This window comes from Novosphingobium sp., from assembly GCF_039595395.1.
Taxonomy (GTDB): Bacteria; Pseudomonadota; Alphaproteobacteria; order Sphingomonadales; family Sphingomonadaceae; genus Novosphingobium.
In genome coordinates, this window is record NZ_JBCNLP010000001.1 from 900,223 (window position 1) to 917,657 (window position 17,435).

Consider the following 17,435-nt stretch of genomic DNA (forward strand, 5'->3'; position numbering starts at 1 on the left):
AGCATCGTGCGAAAAAGTGGGAACCGGTTTTTCGCAACAACGATGCGACCCAAAAAGTCAGGCGTGAGCGATGCCATGCAGGTGATCCTTGTGGATGACCTGCCTGCTGCGCCTCTGGCGGCGGCGGCGTATTTTCATGGCCAGATCGTTCCTCTGATCGAAACGCGCGCGCAGGGCGCTGGCGGCGTAACCCTGCTGCTGCCTGCCGCCGATGACACGCATCGCGCGTGGCGCGCGGCGGCGCTGGGGGCTTTGGCGCGGGCTTTGGCGCCGGCGCGGATCAATGCTCTGGCCGGGGGGGATGAAGCGGAGCGACAGAGGGCTTTGGCCTTTGTCGCCGGGGCGCCGGGGCTGACGGGGCAGGTGCTGCCGCTGGATGGCGCCCATGCGGGTTAGGTGGTAAAAGGAGCGATGGCGTCACCGTCACCCCTTGCTCCCGTGCCACTGGTCGATCGTTTCCAACGCGCGATCACCTATCTGCGGCTGAGTGTGATCGACCGCTGCGATCTGCGCTGCACCTATTGCATGCCCGAGCGGCAGACCTTCCTCCCCAAATCCGAGGTGCTGAGCCTTGAGGAACTCCATCGCCTGTCGCTGGGCTTTATGGCAAGGGGCGTGCGCAAGATCCGCCTGACCGGGGGGGAGCCTCTGGTGCGGCGGGACATGGTCGATCTGGTTCGCGCCCTGGGGCGCCATATCGGTGAAGCGCTTGATGAGTTGACGCTCACCACCAACGCCACGCAGCTTGCCCAGCATGCCGCCGCCCTTGCGGCGGCGGGGGTGAGGCGGGTGAACATCTCGCTCGATACGCTGGACCGCGCGCGTTTTGCGCAGATCGCCCGGCGCGATGCTCTGCCTTCCGTGCTGGAGGGGATCGCCGCCGCGCGCGAGGCCGGGCTGGCGGTGAAGGTCAACACCGTGGCGTTGAAGGGCCAGAATGAGGATGAACTTCCCGATCTGATCGCCTGGGCGCATGGTCAGGGTTTCGAGATCACGCTGATCGAGGTGATGCCGCTGGGCGTGGTCGATGGTGACCGCTTTGATCATTACCTCCCGCTCTCGCAGGTCCGTGCCGATCTGGAGCGCCGCTGGACGCTGCTGCCCGATGCCCATCGCAGCGGCGGCCCGGCGCGCTATATGCGTGTGGCGGAAACCGGTGGGCGACTGGGCCTGATCACGCCGCTGACGGGCAATTTCTGCGACGGCTGCAACCGGGTGCGGGTGACGGCGACGGGGCAACTTTACGCTTGCCTCGGCGGGCGTGAGCAGGTCGATCTACGGGCGGCGCTGCGGGGTGCGCAGCCCGATACGGCGCTTCATGAAGCGCTGGATCAGGCCATGGCGATCAAGCCCGAGAAGCATCATTTCACCATCGACCGCCCCGGCGCGCCGCCTGCTCTGGCGCGGCATATGTCGATGACGGGCGGGTAGCGCATGGGCGTGCGTCTGGTGTTTCTGGGGCGGCTGGCCGATCTGGTCGGCGCTGATAGCAGGGAGGTTGCTCCGGGTGCCTTGCCGGCGGTGTTGGGCGGTCTGCCTGATGGATTGCTGGGGCCTCGCGTCAAGCTGGCGCTGAACGGCATGCTGGTCGGCGCCGAGGGGCTGATGCTGGCGGAAGGCGATGAGCTGGCCTTCCTGCCTCCCGTCAGCGGAGGCTGACATGACAACCGACATCAGTGGCGGCTGAGATGGCCAGCGATATCCGCCTGCTGGAGCAGACCTTCGATCCCGGCGCGGCTGTGACCCATTTCGCCACGGCGCATGCCCATGCTGGCGGCGTGGTCAGCTTTCTGGGGCAGGTGCGCGGCGGCGATGATGTCGAGGCGCTTGACCTCCAGCATTACGCACCGCTGACCCTGCCCGGCATGCGGCATCTGGCCGCGACAGTGCTGGCGCGCTGGACGCTTGACGGCCTGCTGATCTGGCACCGCGTGGGGGAGATGCTGCCCGGCGACCCCATCGTGCTGGTCGCCGCCGCCGCCCGCCACAGGCGCGATGCCTTTGAGGCGGCGGATTTCGCCATGGACCACCTCAAGAGCGAGAGCTGGTTCTGGAAGCGCGAAAAGCGTGGCGGCCTCTGGCACTGGATCGAGCCCCGCGCGCAGGATCATGCCGATCTGGCGCGCTGGGCCGATTGATCCTGTTTAGTCCGGCAACATCGTGTGGAGCCGGTTGATCTGCTCATCCTCGGCGCTCGCCAGCGAATCGATATGGGCATAGCAACTGGCCAGACGCTCACCTTCGGGGCGGTTCGCCACGCCGTCGCGGGCATCGATCTGCGCATGGTTCTGCGTGTCGGTGACATAGGCCTGCTCCGCCGGGGCCAGCACCTGAGCCAGCCGCCCACGGATGTTCTGCAGATCGGCCAGCGCCAGATTGCCCTTCGACCAGGCGGGGCTGCCGGTCGCCGCATTGCCCACGCCGCGCAGCACGCTTTCCGCGCCGGGCAGGGCCTTCTGGAACTCGGCATCGATGCGGTCGGCGGCGGCGGCATCGCATGTCATGGGCACGGGCGTGGTGGGTGGCGGGGGCAGGGGAGCGGGGGGCGGCTGATTGCCCGCATGATCCGCCGACCAGCGGCTGAGCGAGGGATAGGGGCCCGACGAACAGCCCGCCAGCGCGAGCAGCGCTGCAACCAGAACGAGTCGCGCCGGGGCGCCAGGCGCGCTTCGCGCCCGAGCGAATCGAGTCATCCGGGCGGCAGGGGCGATTCGGCGCGGGGGGCGGGCCGGGGAGTCTTGCATGCTGACCATATGCGGGCCATAGCACGTCATACCACCAGCGCCAGTGTATCGATTGGCTTGGCGCGCGCGCTTTGCCGGCTTTCTCGGGGCTTTGCGGGGGAGGGGGCATGGCGCTTTTCGCAAGCTGCGGGACGCCAGCGGATTGACAGGGTGGCCCGCTTCCACTAACGGCGTCGCTTCATTCGAGACCCTGTCGGAGACGATGGGGCCTCGGCGCGTCGCCCGCGGCCTGATTGGATGCCCTGCTTTGGCAGGACTTCGGCAGACCTTCGGCGGGGCGACAGGCACTAGATTTATTGGATGGATATCATGTTCGCAGTGGTGCGCACAGGCGGCAAGCAGTATCGGGTCGCCGCCGGAGACAAGATCGCGGTCGAAAAGCTGGCTGGTGAAGCTGGTGAGACGATCACGCTGGCTGACGTTCTGCTGGCCGGCAATGACGGCCAGATCGCCGACGCCAAGGGTGTTGTGGTCTCGGCCGAGATCATCGCTCAGGCCAAGAGCGAGAAGGTGACGGTCTTCAAGAAGCGTCGTCGTCACAACTATCGCCGCAAGAACGGCCACCGCCAGCAGCTGACCCTGCTGCGCATCACCTCGGTCGCTGCGGCCTGAGAATTTCGAGGAGTTTGACAGATGGCACATAAGAAAGCTGGCGGCTCTTCGCGCAACGGTCGCGATTCGCAGTCCAAGCGCCTCGGCGTGAAGAAGTTCGGCGGTCAGGACGTGATTGGTGGCAACATCATTATCCGTCAGCGCGGCACCCGCGTGTACCCCGGCGTGAACGTCGGCATCGGCAAGGATCATACCCTGTTCTCGCTGGTCGAGGGCAAGGTGCGCTTCCACGCCGGCAAGCTCGGCCGCAAATATGTGTCGGTCGACGTACCGGCACTTGCCGCCGAATAAATCGGATGGTCGATAAAGGGCCATCCACCAGGATGGCCCCCGCCGCAGGTCTCAGGTTAAACCCCTGAAATCAGCGGCCAACAAAGGGAGAGGGGCCAACCCGTCTCCCTTTTTTCGTGTCTCCCTGACCCGCGTCCGCGTTTCACTTCATGTTCCGATTTGGATCGGAATGTTTCTGGCCATGAACCAGAACGTTCCGTCGCAATCCTCGGAAACCAAACCCCGCCTTCGGCGTTAAGCCAGATGACAGGGGGTTGTGGAGCCCGGACTAAAGGCATGGATCGGCTTGGTTTTGCGAGAAGAATCCGCATTGAACCGAATCGTCACCATGCTGTCACCCTGTAGCGCTAGGCGCCGCAGGGCCGAGGAATGGAGAGACTACGATGTTCATTCGCAGCGAAAGGCTGTTCTTGCGCCCCATCTGGGCCGAGGACTGGCAGGACCTGCACGCCGGACTCAGCGATCAGGAGGTTGAACGTAACTTCCTGCGCATGGGCTGGCCCTATTCGCCTGAAGGGCTACGCAAGGGCGACGGCCTCGATCCTCGCATGCCGCACTTCATGATCACCCTGCCGCGCGGCAACCATGGCGTGGATGTGCTGGGCATGATCGGCATGGTGCTGATCGATGGCCAGGCCCATCTGGGCTATTGGATCGCGCGTGAGCATCGCGGGCAGGGCTATGCCACCGAGGCTGGCCGCGCGGTGCTGGCGCTGGCCCGCACGCTGGGCCATGCCCATGTCGTTGCGCGCCATATGCTGGACAATCCGGCCTCGGGCCGCGTGTTGCGCAAGCTGGGCTTTTCGCCCGTCTCGGTCGATGGTGCGCGTAGCGATGGCTGCGGCGTGCTGCCGGTGCTGACCGCCTCGATGACCTATGCCATCGATCTGGGCGCGCCGAGCAATTGCGACGATGATCTGAACGGAGGGGCGGCCCGACGTCGGGCTGCCTGAAGCATCGTGCGAAAAACGATGCGACAACGCCTAAAGATTGTCGATATCGGTTAAAACCATGCCGGTTGGGGCTTAAGTCTCCGCTTCGACCGGTATGGTTTCCGCCGCACATGGCTGGCTGGCTTCATAGGCTGCCAGCAAATGGCTGTCATCGCGATCGAGCGGATGAAAGCCCGGCTTCAGAAACTCCAGCCAGTCGGGCAGGATCCGGCGCAAGATGCCCGGTTTCAGCAGCAGATAGCTCAGCAGGCCGGTGCGAGCCTTCCAGCCGGTGATCCCGTCCTGAGCCAGCAGTTCCAGCGTGTCACGCCAGCGGTGCTCCAGAAAATTGCGCGTCACCAGAATGGCGAGGATACAGCGCACCCGCCAGCGCCGCCAGCCGCTCCAGCGGCGGGTGGCGTGCAGGAAGGTGTCATAGGCCACCGCCTTGTGCTCGATCTCCTCCACCGCATGCCAGCGCCACAGGGCGATGATCTGGGGATCGGCATCCTCATAAAGATGAGGCTTGCCCAGCAGATCGCGCGCGATGATCGCCGTCATATGCTCCAGCACGGCGGTGACGATCAGATTGACCATGTCCGATTTGACGCGGGTCTTGGCGATGAAGGTGGCCAGTCGCTCGTCAATGGCGGACAGGTCGTATCCGGCCGCTTCGACATGGCGGTTGAACAGCAGATGCTCGCGGCTGTGATGGGCTTCCTGAGCGATAAAGGCGCGAATCTGTGCGGCCAGTTCGGGGCTGGTGCCGTCACGAAACTGGCGCAGGGCGTCGATAAAGAAGGCCTCGCCGCGCGGGAAGGTCGATGACAGCGCATTATGCCAAGCCGTCGCGACAGGATTGTTGCCCAACCACCAGCGTTTAATTCCAGAATTTCGCAAGAATCGGCTATTGCGTACATTTATTGCGCGGGGTGATAGAAAACCCCCCTTGTCAGCGGTTAATCCCGTCTTTACGCGGGCGAAAAATCGGTGGGTCGCGGTGGTCATGATCTAAGGGTGGGATTAGCCGAACCGATGTCGATGAAAAAGCGTCTTTCGCCACAGGAGAGCCGGGCCGCCGCCGTTGAAGCGGCGCGCCTGCTGCTGATCGAGCAGGGCCCGCAGGCCGTCACGCTCAAGGCGGTGGCGGCGCGCATCGGTCGTACCCATGCCAATCTGCTGCATCATTTCGGCAGCGCCGCCGACCTCTGGCGCGCGCTGGCGCATCACATGGCCAGCAATCTGTGCGCGGTGCTGGGCAAGGCCGTGGTGGCCAGCCGCCTCGGCGCGCTGACCCCGCGCGAGCTGGTGGACCAGATCTTCGACGGGTTCGAGTTTCAGGGCGCCGCCTCGCTGGCCGCCTGGCTGCAACTGAACGGGGATGAGCGTGCGCTCGACCCGATCATCGACGCGGTGCAGGGCATGCTGGAGGAGCTGGACGATCTGGGCACCGGGGCGATGCGGCATGTTTCTCATACGCTGGTGCTGCTGGCGCTGGGCGACGGGTTGCTCGGCGCAACGATGAGCCGGGCGCTGGACCTGCCCCGCGATTGCGGGCGCGACCTTGCCACACGCATGCTGGTGGCGGAGCGCCAACGCGCGGGCATCGTCATGACTCCGGTGCTGGGGTAACCTCTTCCTCGGCCTGCAGTGCCGGGGCGAGCCATGATGGTACATCGACCGGCTCGATATCCTCGACGCGGCGATGGTCCACTGCCAGCTCAAGCTGCGGATAGGCCGCGCGGCGGCGCTCCTCACGCGACTGCTCCAGCGGCACCACCACCAGCCGCCGATTGACCTTCTGCCGCCAGTTCATCCGCGCGGTGTTCTCCTGCCCGACATAGCAGCCCTTGGTGAAGCTGACGCCGTTCAACTCCGCCGCATTGGTCTCCAGCCACAGCAGATCGCCCAGTTCGGCCGAGCCCTCGGTCACGCCCAGCAGCAGGCGGTGGGCCAGATAATCGGCATCGACCGGCGTTTCATCCGCGGGCGCCAGCCAGCGCCAGCCCAGCGCGGGCAGGCGCGGGTCCTGCGTGGCGGCGTGGCTGGGTTCGCGCGCGTTCCAGTGTACGGCCAGCGTGTCGTCGCGATGGATCGTGATCTTGCGGCGCAGGCGGTACATCGAGAGGCGCTTGGCCAGCGCTTCGGCATGCTCCGCCTCGCAGTCGATCAGCAGATCCTCGCCATCGGCCCAGACGAAGAAATCGAACAGCGCCTTGCCCTGGGGACTCAGCAGGCCGGCCCAGACGGGCAGAGGTGTCGTCAGCACATCGCTGGTGATCAGGCCCTGCAGGAAGCTGCGCAGGTTCTCCTGCTCGTCTTGCGGGGTCAGGCGGATGAGGGCGCGGGTGGTTAAGGTGGACATAGGGGGCAAGGTGGGGACGGAAGAGGGGAAAGGGAAGAGGAAAAGCGAGGGGGTTACCCCCTCGCGCTCCCAGAACGTCTTCCGACGAGAACGCAGGGATGGCCGATCGGTGGTGCTCGAACTCTCCACCTGTGCAAGGAAAAGCGCCGCAGGCAGCTATTTTTACTGCCTGCGGCGCAGCGACCTTAGCTCTTTGGCCGAACCCTGTGCGCCAACGCAGACATGAAAGGGAGCGCGAGGGTGTAACACCCTCGCATTTATCTTTCTTCACAAACGCCGTTCAAACCACCCCATCCGGATGCAGCGAACACACCTCCGCCTCGCATTCCACCTGGATCGTCGAGTGGCCGATGCGGAATTTCTTCTCCAGCGCCCCCGCCAGCCCATGCAGGAACGCGTCCCCCGGATGCCCGCCGGGGATCACCAGATGCGCGGTCAGGGCGGTTTCGGTGGTGCTCATGGGCCAGATGTGGAGGTCGTGAACGGCGGTCACGCCGGTCTGCTCAGCGAGGAAAGTGCGGACCTTCTCCTCATTGATGCCCTCGGGCACGGCGAGCAGGCCCATATGCACGGATTCGCGCAGCAGAGACCAACTGCCCAGGCCGATCATCACGGTGATGATCAGGCTGGCGGCCGGATCGACCCAGCGCCAGCCGGTGAAGGCGACCACCGCCCCGGCCACGACCACGCCTGCCGAGACCATGGCATCGGCCATCAGATGCTGGAAGGCGGCGCGGACATTGATGTCTTCCTTGCTGCCCTTAGCGAAGAGAATGGCGGAGAGGCCGTTCACCGCGATGCCGGCGGCAGCCACGATCATCATCAGCGGCGCCTCGACGGCTTCGGGGGTGAAGAGGCTGCGCAGCGTCTCGATCAGGATCGCGCCCAGGGCCACCCACAGCAGCGCGGCATTGGTCAGCGCGGCGAGGATGGAGGAGCTTTTCATGCCATAGGTAAAGCGCGCCGATGGCGGCCGCTGGGCGAGGCGGCTGGCGCCCCATGCCAGCAGCAGCGAGAGCACGTCGGACAGATTGTGCCCGGCATCGGCCATCAGCGCCACCGAGTGGCCGATGAAGCCTGCTACGCCTTCCACCACCACGAAGACGGTGTTCAGGCCCACCGCGATGGCAAAGGCTGTGCCATGGCCGACCTGATGATGGTGGTGCCCATGTCCGTGGCCATGCCCATGACTGTGGCCGTGCCCATGTCCGTGGTGATGGCCATGATGCCCGTGATCATGACCGCCGTGATCGTGGTCATGGTCATGCTGGGCATGGGTTTTTGCGGAGTCGGAGTGATGGCCGTGGGGGGCATCATGAGCCATGAGGGATCCTTTCGACGCTGCTGCGTTGCACAAATGTCGCACCGCAGCAAGATTCGCGAGCGGTAAAATCAGGCAATTTGGGTGACTTGGGTGGCATGGGCTCTCATTTTTGCAAGATGCTTACAGCGTCGAATGCTGGCTGGTAACAATATTCCAAAACAGTGCAATTTATACATGTTTTTTATGAGGGTGCTGTCAAATACTTGTCACATCTCGCGGTTTAGAAGCGGCCCCAGCGGCGGTATGAGTGCCGCCAGCCAGTGCGGGGGCCGGATTCGCGAGAAACCGAGTCAGCGCTGACTTCGACGTGTCGCAGTACACATAATTTCGTCATGCAGGGGCAAACAAGCATGCGTCCTATTTCCAAGATGGCCTTCGCGGCCAGCACCATTGCCGTGGCCGTCGCGGCCATCGCCACGCCCGTTTTCGCTCAGTCGACCGGTTCGGTCGAGTTCGAAAAGGACATTGTGGTCACCGGCGCCAAGGTCAAGGCTGTCAACGGCATCAATCTGCCCGACACCCCCAAGGCCAAGCAGGTTCTCGATCAGTCGTACATCTCGATGGCCACGCCTGGCCAGTCGATCAACGACACGATCAACATGATTCCGGGTGTCGCCAGCTTCAACGCCGACCCCTTCGGTTCGTCGGGCGGCAAGCTGTACATCCGCGGCTTCGACAACTCGCGTATCTCGGAAACCTTCGACGGCATGCCGACGAATGACACCGGCAACTACGCGCTCTATTCGAACCAGATCGTCGATCCCGAACTGCTCGACAACGTCAACGTCAACCTCGGCACCACCGACGTCGACAGCCCGACCGCTTCGGCCACCGGTTCGACGATCAACTATCGCACCCGCAACCCCACCGAGGACTTCCATGCCCGCATGCTGGGTTCGGTCGGTTCGTTCAACTTCCAGCGCATCTTCGCGGTCGTCGACACCGGCAACCTGACCAAGGGTGGCCTGCGCGCCTGGTTCTCGGCCAGCGCCGAAGGCAACGACATCTGGCAGGGCGGCATCGGCAAGGTCCGCAAGACCCAGTTCAACGGCAAGGTCTACCAGCCGCTGGGCGACAATGGCGACTTCATCTCGGTTGCCGCGCACTGGAACAGCAACCGCAACAACTTCGCGCCGTCGATCTACCCGATCTTCGAGAACTACGGTTCGCGCACGGTCGGCAGCGGCCTTGGCACCGTCAACCGCTATCCCAACAACTGGGCCGAAGCGAACTATGTCACCCCGCGCTGCACCATCGCCGGTGGCAGCCCCGGCGTTGCCAGCTCGACCTCGTCGAGCGCCTGCGGCACCGCCTGGGAATATCGCTACAACCCTTCGGACACGGGCAACCTGCGCGCCAACATGCGCTTCACCCTGTCTGACAAGCTGGTGCTGACCGTTGACCCCAGCGTCCAGTACACCAAGGCCAACGGCGGCGGCACGGTCACCGGTTCGGAAGCGAACTGCACCGCGGTGACCTGCAGCGGCGCCACCACCGGCTTCATCGGCGGCACCTATTACACGGGTGTCGACCTGAACGGCGACGGCGACCGTCTCGACACGGTCACGCTGTCGGCGCCCAGCCACACCCAGACCTGGCGTCTGGGCCTGAACACCTCGCTGCGCTACCAGATCGACTCGCACAACACCGTGCGTATCAACTACACCTATGACCGTGGTCGCCACCATCAGACGGGCGAACTCGGCTACCTGAACCAGAACGGTTTTGCCGCCCAGTACTTCCCGGTCGATCGCCCGATCACCGATGCCAGCGGCAACATCCTCGAGAAGCGCAACCGCATGTCCTATGCGATCCTGCATCAGGTCTCGGGTGAGTATTCGGGCAAGTTCATCGACAACCGCCTGAACGTGTCGCTCGGTCTGCGCGCGCCCTTCATGCGTCGTGACCTGACCAACAACTGCTTCACGACCTCGGCTTCGGGCTTTGTGGACTGCCTCGGCAACAGCAGCATGAACGCTGCCTACGCCACCGCGCACCCCACCTATGCAGCTCCGCAGACGCGCATTCTGGACTACAACCGCGTGCTGCCGAACGTTGGCTTCACCTTCAACATCACGCAGCAGGCTTCGTTCTTCGCCAACTACTCGAAGGGCATGCAGATCCCCGGTACGGACAATCTGTATAACTCCTTCTACTTCGCGGCCAATTCGAGCCAGGCACGTCCGGCGGCTGAAACCACCGACAACTTCGATGCCGGTGTGCGCTATCGCTCCAGCAAGATCATGGCTGATATCTCGGGCTGGTACACGCTGTTCCAGAACCGTCTGGCCTCGGCCTACGATCCCGAGAACTCGGTCACCGTCTATCGTAACCTCGGTAAGGTCGAGAAGTACGGCATCGACGCCACCCTGGCCTATATGCCCAACAAGTATATCGGCTTCTACGGCTTTGCTTCGTTCATGAAGTCGCGCATCGTCGCCAACGTCGATGCCGGCACCTGCGCGGGCAACGCTCTGGCGATCAGCGTCGGCGGCGCGATCTGCTCGGGCACCGAGGCTTACTTCAGCACCGCCGGCAAGCGTGAATCGGGTGCTCCCGCCAACACCATGGGCGCGCGCGTCGAAGGTCACGTGAGCATGTTCGACATCGCCGCCACGGTGAAGCGCACCGGTCGCCGTTACTTCAACGATCAGAACCTGCCGGTCTTCATCGGCACGACCAAGATCGCTGAAGCCAACGCTCCGTCCTATGCCACGGTCGACCTGACCGTGCGCGCCAACCTGGAAAAGATCGGTGCCCCCAAGGACACCTTCCTGCAGCTCAACGTCGTGAACCTGTTCAACAAGTTCTACGTCGGTGGCTTCGATGGCTCGACGGCTTCGTCCTACGCCGCGACCAGCTATCCCACGAACAACGCCTACCTGCCGATCCCGCGTACCTTCATGGGTTCGATCTCGGTGGCCTATTGATCCTTCGCGATCATTCGGTTCAAGGAAGGGGGCGCTCCGCAAGGGGCGCCCTTTTTCGTTTTGGGGTTAAAAGGGGGAAGGAAGATGCGAGGAGGTTACCCCCTCGCGCTCCCATGACGTCTCCCGGCGATAGGGCAGTGGGGGGGCAGAAATGGTGCCACAGGCTCTCCACCTGCGCGGCCTACAGCGCCGCAGGCAGTCGATCCTTGATGAGCTGTGCCGGCAACTTCTGCCTGCGGCGCGGCAAGCTAGGCGCAAGGCCGAACCCGAAGCGCAACGCAGACACTAAAGGGAGCGCGAGGGCGATGGCCCTCGCATCTTGCCTTCCTTCAAACCCCTTCAGGGATAAACGCAACCATCCAGCTCACCCCGCCGCACAACCCCGCTCCGCTTGGCGATTGCGTTGCCATGGCGGCGCGTGAACCCGCTCGGGTCGATCACAGCGCGTTTCTTGGGGCTGGGCAGGGCGGCGGCGATGCGGCCCGCCTCGATCGAGGAGAGATGCGTCGCCCCATGCCCGAAATAGCGCTGCGATGCCGCCTCCACGCCATAGGTGCCGATGCCCGTCTCCGCGACGTTGAGGTACATTTCCATGATCCGGCGCTTGGGCCAGACGGTCTCGATCACGATGGTGAACCAGGTCTCCAGCACCTTGCGCAGATAGCGTGTCCAGCCGATGCCCTGCCACAAGAAGACGTTCTTGGCCGTCTGCTGGCTGATGGTCGAGCCGCCGCGCAGCTTGCCGCCGCTCATGTCGCGGCGCAGGGCATAGGCGATGCCGTCGCCGTCAAAGCCGTGGTGCTGGCAGAAGCGGGCGTCTTCCCCGGCGATCACCGCGTCGACCATAGAGCGGTCGATGCGATTGAGCGGGGTCCATGATTTGCTGAAGCCGTTGGGGTCCATCACCATGGTGGCGGTGATGGGCGCGGGCACCACGCGATAGAGCAGCGCCCAGCCGAAGCTGATCAGCACAAACCAGATCACCGCCATCGCCACCCACCAGGCCAGACGAAAGGGAAGCGAGTGTTGAGGGCCGAGCCGGGGCAGGATGCGCATCGGCTCTCTTTAGCCCGCACGGACGGTCGGGAAAAGGGGCCTGTTTCAGCGCGCGATCAGCGCGGCGTCAGCGCCGTCATCGGCGTGCGGCGGGCAGGGCGGTGATAGGCCAGCTCGGCCACCACGGCGGCGGCGAGCACGATCAGCAGCGGCATCAGCGGGTCGCGATAGCTGCTGTCGACGCTCAGCGATCCGTTCACCACCCAGCAGGCGGCGATCAGCATGGCCAGCACCGCGCGCTGGCGCTTCATCGTATGCGCCGCGACGAGCCCCGCCAGACCCAGCGTGAAGATCAGCACATATTGCGTCACCTCGCCCATGCGCATCAGGGTGATGGCGCGCGATGTGGCATGCCCGGCATCGGGCATATGCGGCATCCAGAATTGTGCGAGATGGCCCACGGCAACATCCCATGGCTGCAGCCCGAACACGGCATGCGGCGTATCGGCCACCGCCGCATTGGCGCCGGCGGCCAGCGTGGCCAGCACGGTGCCGGGGGTTTCGACCATGGCGCCGCTGATCCAGCTCCATGGACCCAGCATCAGCGCGGCACCCGCCGCCAGGGCCAGAGCGCTGGCGGGCAGACGCCAGCCTTGCCCGGCCAGCACCAGCGCCAGCACCGGCGCGCTGATCGCGGGGAACAGCGAGGGTTCGGTCAACAGCCCGGCGGCCCATGCGGCACCGGCGGCCAGCGCCAGCGTCAGGCGCGGCCCCTCGCGCAGCAGGCGCAGCGCCAGCCAGGCCGAGAGCAGCAGCAGCGCGGTGCCCAGATTCTCGCGCGTCACCAGCGTGCAGTTCCAGATGCCGGGCAGCCAAAGCGCATAGCCCAGAAGGGACAGCTTCTGCCCGGTGTCGCGCAGCCCCAACTGGCGCGCCACCTGCCAGACCAGCAGGGCCGAGATCATCGCCAGCGCCAGATTGACGGAGAACGCCACCTCGGTCGTCGCGCCCGCCAGCGCCATCACCGGCGCCAGCAACAGCGGATAGCCCAGCGTGTGAAGGGCCTGGGCGCCAAGGCTCCAGCTCGGCCATTGCCCATTGGCCAGTTCCCGCGCGGCGGTGAAGCTGGTCAGCTCCTCACCGGTCAGGGTCTGGGGCAGGGCGAAATGGGCGGCAATGCGGGTGACCATCACGATCAACAGCAAGGCCTCGAACGTAATGGCCTTTTCCTTCAGCCGGGGGGCAGGCGGCGGGATAGACATAGGGGACTCCGTAGCTTCCCCAATTATCCCTGCTTTTGATGATGGTTGAAAGGACGTTAACCCCAGGAATCACATTCTGTGCCGAAGTGAAACGAAAATTCTTGTGAAGTTTAAGCTTTTCCGTGGCTTATCGCCCGGTTCCCCGCCCGGCCACCCTGCGGTGGCGTTCGGGCGGGGGCGGAGCCGTCCGGTGCCTCAGGCCAGCAGATGCGCCGGGGCCTCGATCAGCCGCTTCAACTGGGCGACGAAGCTAGCGGCATCATGGCCGTCGACTACGCGATGATCGCAACTGATCGACAGATTCATCATCTTGGCGCGGCGGATGCGGTCGGTGTCGCCCACGAAGACCGGGCGTTCGACGATGCGGTTGGGGGCCAGGATCGCCACCTCGGGCCGGTTGACCACCGGGGTGGAGGCCACCCCCGCCAGCGGCCCCAGCGAGGAGAGGGTGAAGGTCGAGCCCGACAGATCCTCGCGGCGGATCGAGCCATCGCGCGCGGCCTGCGCCAGATCGGCGATGGCCTGCGCCAGCTGCCAGATGTTCATATCCTGCGCGTCGCGGATCACCGGTACCATCAGGCCCTGCGGGGTCTGGGTGGCCAGGCCGAGATGGACGCGGCCATGGCGCGTGACCACGCCCGCCTCATCGTCATAGCGCGCGTTGAGCATCGGGTGATGCGGCAAGGCGCGGCACAGGGCGGTGATGAGGAAAGGCAGCAGGGTCAGGCGCTTGCGTCCCTCGCCCGGGGGGCCGCTGTTGAGCTGGCCGCGCATCTCCTCCAGCGCGGTGACCTCGACTTCCTCGACATAGGTGAAGTGCGGGATATGGCGCTTTGATTCGGCCATGTTCTGGGCGATGCGGCGGCGCATGCCGATCACCGGCACCTCCTCATCGGCCCATGCGCCGCTGGCCTGAGGACGATAGCCCTGAGCCGAACCATAACGCAGAAACGCATCCAGATCGCCGTGGCGGATATGCGGGCCATCGCCCTTCACCTGCGCCAGATCGACCCCCAGAGCCTTCGCCCGCGCCCGGACGGCTGGCGAGGCAAGCACCTTGTGGGGCGACGTTTCTGGTGTCGCCGCCACGGGCGCCGGGGCCGGAGCTGCCGCGACCACGGGCTCCGGTGCCACCGCTGCCGCTTCTTCTGTGGGCGCGGACGCCGCATCGGCTGTCCGGGTGGGGGACGCAGATGCGGAAGGGATGGGATGAACCTCTGCTTCGCCTTCGGTCTCGATCACCGCCAGCATGGCGCCGATGGCGACGGCGTCGCCCAGCTTGCCCGCCAGTTGCACGATGCGGCCCGAGACCGGGCTTTCGATTTCCACCGTGGCCTTGTCGGTCATCATATCGGCCAGCGGCTGGTCTTCGCTGATGGTGTCGCCCTCGGCCACATGCCAGCGGGTGATTTCCGCGCTTGCGATGCCTTCGCCGATGTCGGGCAGGGTGAAGGTGAAGGTTGCCATCTGTGTCAGTCCTTCATGATCTGTTTAAACGCCTGAGCCAGCCTTACGGGTCCCGGAAAATAGGCCCATTCCAGCGCATGAGGGTAAGGCGTGTCGAAGCCGGTGACGCGCTGCACGGGCGCCTCCAGATGGTGGAAGCAGCGCTCCTGCACCAAAGCCGAGAGTTCCGCGCCGAAGCCGGAGGTGCGCGTCGCCTCATGGACGATCAGGCAGCGGCCCGTCTTTTTCACGCTGGCTTCGATGGTCTCGATGTCGAGCGGAATCAGGCTGCGCAGATCGATGAGGTCGGCCTTGGGGGCATCGGGCAGCTCATCGAGCGTCGAGGCCACCACATGCACCATCGTGCCATAGGTAAGGATGGTGAGGTCGGAGCCTTCACGCACCACGCGGGCCTTGCCGATCTCCACGCGATAATGGCCCTCGGGCACCTGTGCGTCGGGGTGACCGGCCCAGCCCTTGGCGGGGCGGTCGTAATGGCCGTGGAAGGGGCCGTTATACAGACGCTTGGGCTCGAAGAAGAGGACGGGGTCATTGTCCTCGATCGAGGCGATCAGCAGCCCCTTGGCGTCGTAAGGCGTCGAGGGGATCACCGTCTTCAGGCCCGAGCAATGGGTGAAGATGCCCTCGGGGCTCTGGCTGTGAGTCTGGCCGCCGAAGATGCCGCCGCCAAAGGGCGAGCGCACGGTGATCGGCGCGGTGAACTCGCCCGCCGAGCGGTAGCGCAGCCGCGCCGCCTCGCTGACCAACTGGTCGAGCGCGGGGTAAATGTAGTCGGCGAACTGGATTTCGGGCACCGGGCGCAGGCCATAGGCGCCCATCCCGATGGCCACGCCGATGATACCGCATTCGCTGATCGGCGTGTCGAAGACGCGGCTGGTGCCGTATTTGGCCTGCAGGCCCGCCGTGGCGCGGAACACGCCGCCGAAAAAGCCGACATCCTCGCCCATCACGGTGACGGTGTCGTCGCGCTGCATGGTGACATCGAGCGCGTCGTTGATCGCCTGGATCATGGTCATGTCGCGGGTGTCGGTCATGCGCCGGGCTCCTCGCGCTTGATGTCCGGAAGGCCGGCGGCCTGCCATTCGGCCAGCATCTGGGCCTCCTGCTCGGCCAGATGCCAGGGCATATGTTCGAAGACGCCCTCGAACATGGTGTCGAGCGGCTGGTTGAGGCCATGGCCCAGAATGCCGTGGCGTTCCGATGCCTTTTGCGCGGTGCGGACCTGTTCCATCAGCTCCGCTTCCATGGCGGCATGGCGTTCCTCGTCCCAATGGCCCTGCTTGATGAGATGGTCCTTCAGGCGCAGCAGCGGATCGCCCAGCGGCCAGGCGGCGGCTTCCCCGGCGCTGCGATAGGCCGAGGGGTCGTCGCTGGTGGAGTGACCCTCGGTGCGGTAGGTGACATGCTCGATCATGGTCGGGCCGTGGTTGCCGCGTGCGCGTTCGGCGGCCCAGCGCGTGGCGGCCAGAACCGCCAGCACGTCATTGCCGTCGACGCGCAAGGTGGCGATGCCATAGCCCAGACCGCGTGCAGCAAAGGTGGTCTCATCACCGCCCGCCATGCCGGAGAAGCTGGAGATCGCCCACTGGTTGTTGACCACATTGAGGATCACCGGCGCGCGATAGACGCTGGCAAAGGTGCAGGCCGAATGGAAATCGCCCTCCGCGGTCGAGCCTTCGCCCAGCCATGCCGCGGCAATGCGCGTGTCGCCGCGCGCCGCGCTGGCCATGGCCCAGCCCACCGCCTGGGGAAGCTGCGTGGCCAGATTGCCCGAGATCGAGAAGAAGCCCTTGGCCTTCACCGAATACATGATCGGCAACTGGCGGCCCTTCATGCGGTCGGCGCGGTTGGAGTAGATCTGGTTCATCATATCGACCAGATCGTGGTTGCGCGCGATCAGCAGGCCCTGCTGGCGATAGGAGGGGAAGAGCATGTCCTCATCGTCCAGCGCAAAGGCGGCGGCGATGGAGACGGCCTCTTCCCCCAGTGATTTCATATAGAAGCTGGTCTTGCCCTGGCGCTGGGCGCGGAACATGCGGTCGTCGAAGGCGCGGGTCAGCGCCATGGCGCGCAGCATGGCCAGAGCGACCTCCGGCGAGACTTGCGGGTCCCATGGGCCGCTGGCGGTGCCGTCCAGATCGAGCACGCGAACCAGCCCGAAGGCATGGCCCTGCATCTGCGCGGCGGGGGTGTCGGGATCGGGGCGCGGGGTCTCGCCCACGGGGGGAATGGCCTGTGCGGAAAAGTCCGGCGCCTCGCCGGGGCGGGCGGGCGGCTGGGGCACATGCAAGCGTAGCGGCGGGCGGTTTGCGCCAGTCCAGACGGGGTTTTCGGGCGTTGTCGCCATCATCCTGCTCCTCACCGGCGCCTCACATGGGCGACTGATGATTACACAAGTATGCAATTATATTTCACGGCCCGCAAGCGCTGTTTGAGGGTTAACGCGCATATTGCGGCCCCCTGCGACACGCCGCCTTGCGCCTGCGCCCAAGCTGACGCATGGGACAGAATA

Annotated in this window: 18 protein-coding genes; 9 read left to right on the forward strand and 9 right to left on the reverse strand. The window is 65.0% G+C overall.

Annotated elements, in window-relative coordinates; all coding sequences use genetic code 11:
* Window positions 1-63 precede the first annotated feature (63 nt).
* Genes ABDW49_RS04250 through ABDW49_RS04265 form a run of 4 tightly spaced genes read left to right on the forward strand, consistent with a single transcriptional unit; the run spans window position 64 to window position 2,138 of the window.
* Complete coding sequence (locus tag ABDW49_RS04250) at window positions 64-396, forward strand: Rossmann fold domain-containing protein (RefSeq protein WP_343609965.1); 333 nt, start codon at window positions 64-66, stop codon at window positions 394-396.
* 15 nt (window positions 397-411) lie between these two features.
* On the forward strand, window positions 412-1,431 hold the full coding sequence (gene moaA, locus ABDW49_RS04255; protein ID WP_343609967.1) for a GTP 3',8-cyclase MoaA: 1,020 nt from the start codon (window positions 412-414) through the stop codon (window positions 1,429-1,431).
* A gap of 3 nt (window positions 1,432-1,434) precedes the next feature.
* Complete coding sequence (locus ABDW49_RS04260; RefSeq protein WP_343609968.1) at window positions 1,435-1,659, forward strand: MoaD/ThiS family protein; 225 nt, start codon at window positions 1,435-1,437, stop codon at window positions 1,657-1,659.
* Window positions 1,660-1,688: 29 nt separating this feature from the next.
* Window positions 1,689-2,138: a molybdenum cofactor biosynthesis protein MoaE gene (locus ABDW49_RS04265; protein ID WP_343609969.1), complete on the forward strand. Its 450-nt coding sequence runs from the start codon at window positions 1,689-1,691 to the stop codon at window positions 2,136-2,138.
* 6 nt (window positions 2,139-2,144) lie between these two features.
* Here the strand turns inward: ABDW49_RS04265 and ABDW49_RS04270 are convergent, their stop codons facing one another.
* On the reverse strand, window positions 2,145-2,693 hold the full coding sequence (locus ABDW49_RS04270) for a hypothetical protein (RefSeq protein ID WP_343609970.1): 549 nt from the start codon (window positions 2,691-2,693) through the stop codon (window positions 2,145-2,147).
* 351 nt (window positions 2,694-3,044) lie between these two features.
* On the opposite strand from ABDW49_RS04270, the gene rplU reads away from it, so the two are divergent.
* From rplU to ABDW49_RS04285, 3 genes are all read left to right on the forward strand, one after another.
* The gene (gene rplU / locus ABDW49_RS04275; protein WP_343609972.1) at window positions 3,045-3,356 is read left to right on the forward strand and encodes a 50S ribosomal protein L21; all 312 of its coding nucleotides are present in this window, start codon (window positions 3,045-3,047) and stop codon (window positions 3,354-3,356) included.
* A gap of 21 nt (window positions 3,357-3,377) precedes the next feature.
* Entirely contained in the window at window positions 3,378-3,647 is a 270-nt protein-coding gene (gene rpmA / locus ABDW49_RS04280) for a 50S ribosomal protein L27 (RefSeq protein WP_068092463.1), read from the forward strand.
* 383 nt (window positions 3,648-4,030) lie between these two features.
* Window positions 4,031-4,600, forward strand: coding sequence for a GNAT family N-acetyltransferase (locus ABDW49_RS04285; RefSeq protein ID WP_343609975.1), 570 nt, complete (start codon window positions 4,031-4,033; stop codon window positions 4,598-4,600).
* A gap of 72 nt (window positions 4,601-4,672) precedes the next feature.
* On the opposite strand, the gene ABDW49_RS04290 is transcribed toward ABDW49_RS04285, so the two are convergent.
* Window positions 4,673-5,503: a metal-dependent hydrolase gene (locus ABDW49_RS04290; protein WP_343614128.1), complete on the reverse strand. Its 831-nt coding sequence runs from the start codon at window positions 5,501-5,503 to the stop codon at window positions 4,673-4,675.
* A 117-nt stretch (window positions 5,504-5,620) separates the two neighbouring features.
* Here ABDW49_RS04290 and ABDW49_RS04295 point away from each other — a divergent pair, with 117 nt between their 5' ends.
* Window positions 5,621-6,211, forward strand: a complete 591-nt coding sequence (locus tag ABDW49_RS04295) for a helix-turn-helix domain-containing protein (RefSeq protein ID WP_343609976.1) — start codon at window positions 5,621-5,623, stop codon at window positions 6,209-6,211.
* On the opposite strand, the gene ABDW49_RS04300 is transcribed toward ABDW49_RS04295, so the two are convergent.
* Both ABDW49_RS04300 and ABDW49_RS04305 read right to left on the reverse strand, forming a co-directional pair.
* The gene (locus tag ABDW49_RS04300) at window positions 6,189-6,944 is read right to left on the reverse strand and encodes a folate-binding protein (RefSeq protein ID WP_343609977.1); all 756 of its coding nucleotides are present in this window, start codon (window positions 6,942-6,944) and stop codon (window positions 6,189-6,191) included. The two genes, ABDW49_RS04295 and ABDW49_RS04300, sit on opposite strands and share 23 nt — an antisense overlap.
* Window positions 6,945-7,224: 280 nt before the next feature.
* Window positions 7,225-8,268, reverse strand: a complete 1,044-nt coding sequence (locus ABDW49_RS04305; protein ID WP_343609978.1) for a cation diffusion facilitator family transporter — start codon at window positions 8,266-8,268, stop codon at window positions 7,225-7,227.
* A 350-nt stretch (window positions 8,269-8,618) separates the two neighbouring features.
* Between ABDW49_RS04305 and ABDW49_RS04310 the strand changes: the two genes are divergently transcribed.
* The gene (locus tag ABDW49_RS04310; protein ID WP_343609980.1) at window positions 8,619-11,198 is read left to right on the forward strand and encodes a TonB-dependent receptor; all 2,580 of its coding nucleotides are present in this window, start codon (window positions 8,619-8,621) and stop codon (window positions 11,196-11,198) included.
* A 339-nt stretch (window positions 11,199-11,537) separates the two neighbouring features.
* On the opposite strand, the gene mtgA is transcribed toward ABDW49_RS04310, so the two are convergent.
* From mtgA to ABDW49_RS04335, 5 genes are all read right to left on the reverse strand, one after another.
* On the reverse strand, window positions 11,538-12,254 hold the full coding sequence (gene mtgA, locus ABDW49_RS04315; RefSeq protein ID WP_343609981.1) for a monofunctional biosynthetic peptidoglycan transglycosylase: 717 nt from the start codon (window positions 12,252-12,254) through the stop codon (window positions 11,538-11,540).
* 56 nt (window positions 12,255-12,310) lie between these two features.
* Entirely contained in the window at window positions 12,311-13,456 is a 1,146-nt protein-coding gene (locus tag ABDW49_RS04320) for a hypothetical protein (protein WP_343609982.1), read from the reverse strand.
* A 195-nt stretch (window positions 13,457-13,651) separates the two neighbouring features.
* Window positions 13,652-14,923: a dihydrolipoamide acetyltransferase family protein gene (locus ABDW49_RS04325; protein WP_343609983.1), complete on the reverse strand. Its 1,272-nt coding sequence runs from the start codon at window positions 14,921-14,923 to the stop codon at window positions 13,652-13,654.
* Between the two features lie 5 nt (window positions 14,924-14,928).
* A complete protein-coding gene (locus ABDW49_RS04330) occupies window positions 14,929-15,939 on the reverse strand; it encodes an alpha-ketoacid dehydrogenase subunit beta (RefSeq protein ID WP_343614130.1) in 1,011 nt (336 codons plus the stop codon).
* Window positions 15,940-15,953: 14 nt separating this feature from the next.
* Window positions 15,954-17,273 carry a thiamine pyrophosphate-dependent enzyme gene (locus tag ABDW49_RS04335; protein WP_343609984.1) on the reverse strand — a complete coding sequence of 440 codons (1,320 nt, stop codon included), beginning with the start codon at window positions 17,271-17,273 and terminating at the stop codon, window positions 15,954-15,956.
* Window positions 17,274-17,435 lie beyond the last annotated feature (162 nt).

Bases quoted from the DNA above. Each gene is read 5' to 3' on its own strand.
- rpmA (WP_068092463.1), top strand. From the start codon at position 3,378: ATGGCACATAAGAAAGCTGGCGGCTCTTCGCGCAACGGTCGCGATTCG.
- mtgA (WP_343609981.1), bottom strand. From the start codon at position 12,254: ATGCGCATCCTGCCCCGGCTCGGCCCTCAACACTCGCTTCCCTTTCGT.
- ABDW49_RS04265 (WP_343609969.1), top strand. From the start codon at position 1,689: ATGGCCAGCGATATCCGCCTGCTGGAGCAGACCTTCGATCCCGGCGCG.
- ABDW49_RS04285 (WP_343609975.1), top strand. From the start codon at position 4,031: ATGTTCATTCGCAGCGAAAGGCTGTTCTTGCGCCCCATCTGGGCCGAG.
- ABDW49_RS04305 (WP_343609978.1), bottom strand. From the start codon at position 8,268: ATGGCTCATGATGCCCCCCACGGCCATCACTCCGACTCCGCAAAAACC.
- ABDW49_RS04330 (WP_343614130.1), bottom strand. From the start codon at position 15,939: ATGACCATGATCCAGGCGATCAACGACGCGCTCGATGTCACCATGCAG.
- ABDW49_RS04310 (WP_343609980.1), top strand. From the start codon at position 8,619: ATGCGTCCTATTTCCAAGATGGCCTTCGCGGCCAGCACCATTGCCGTG.
- rplU (WP_343609972.1), top strand. From the start codon at position 3,045: ATGGATATCATGTTCGCAGTGGTGCGCACAGGCGGCAAGCAGTATCGG.
- ABDW49_RS04270 (WP_343609970.1), bottom strand. From the start codon at position 2,693: ATGACTCGATTCGCTCGGGCGCGAAGCGCGCCTGGCGCCCCGGCGCGA.
- ABDW49_RS04295 (WP_343609976.1), top strand. From the start codon at position 5,621: ATGAAAAAGCGTCTTTCGCCACAGGAGAGCCGGGCCGCCGCCGTTGAA.
- ABDW49_RS04300 (WP_343609977.1), bottom strand. From the start codon at position 6,944: ATGTCCACCTTAACCACCCGCGCCCTCATCCGCCTGACCCCGCAAGAC.
- ABDW49_RS04325 (WP_343609983.1), bottom strand. From the start codon at position 14,923: ATGGCAACCTTCACCTTCACCCTGCCCGACATCGGCGAAGGCATCGCA.
- ABDW49_RS04320 (WP_343609982.1), bottom strand. From the start codon at position 13,456: ATGTCTATCCCGCCGCCTGCCCCCCGGCTGAAGGAAAAGGCCATTACG.
- ABDW49_RS04335 (WP_343609984.1), bottom strand. From the start codon at position 17,273: ATGATGGCGACAACGCCCGAAAACCCCGTCTGGACTGGCGCAAACCGC.
- moaA (WP_343609967.1), top strand. From the start codon at position 412: ATGGCGTCACCGTCACCCCTTGCTCCCGTGCCACTGGTCGATCGTTTC.
- ABDW49_RS04260 (WP_343609968.1), top strand. From the start codon at position 1,435: ATGGGCGTGCGTCTGGTGTTTCTGGGGCGGCTGGCCGATCTGGTCGGC.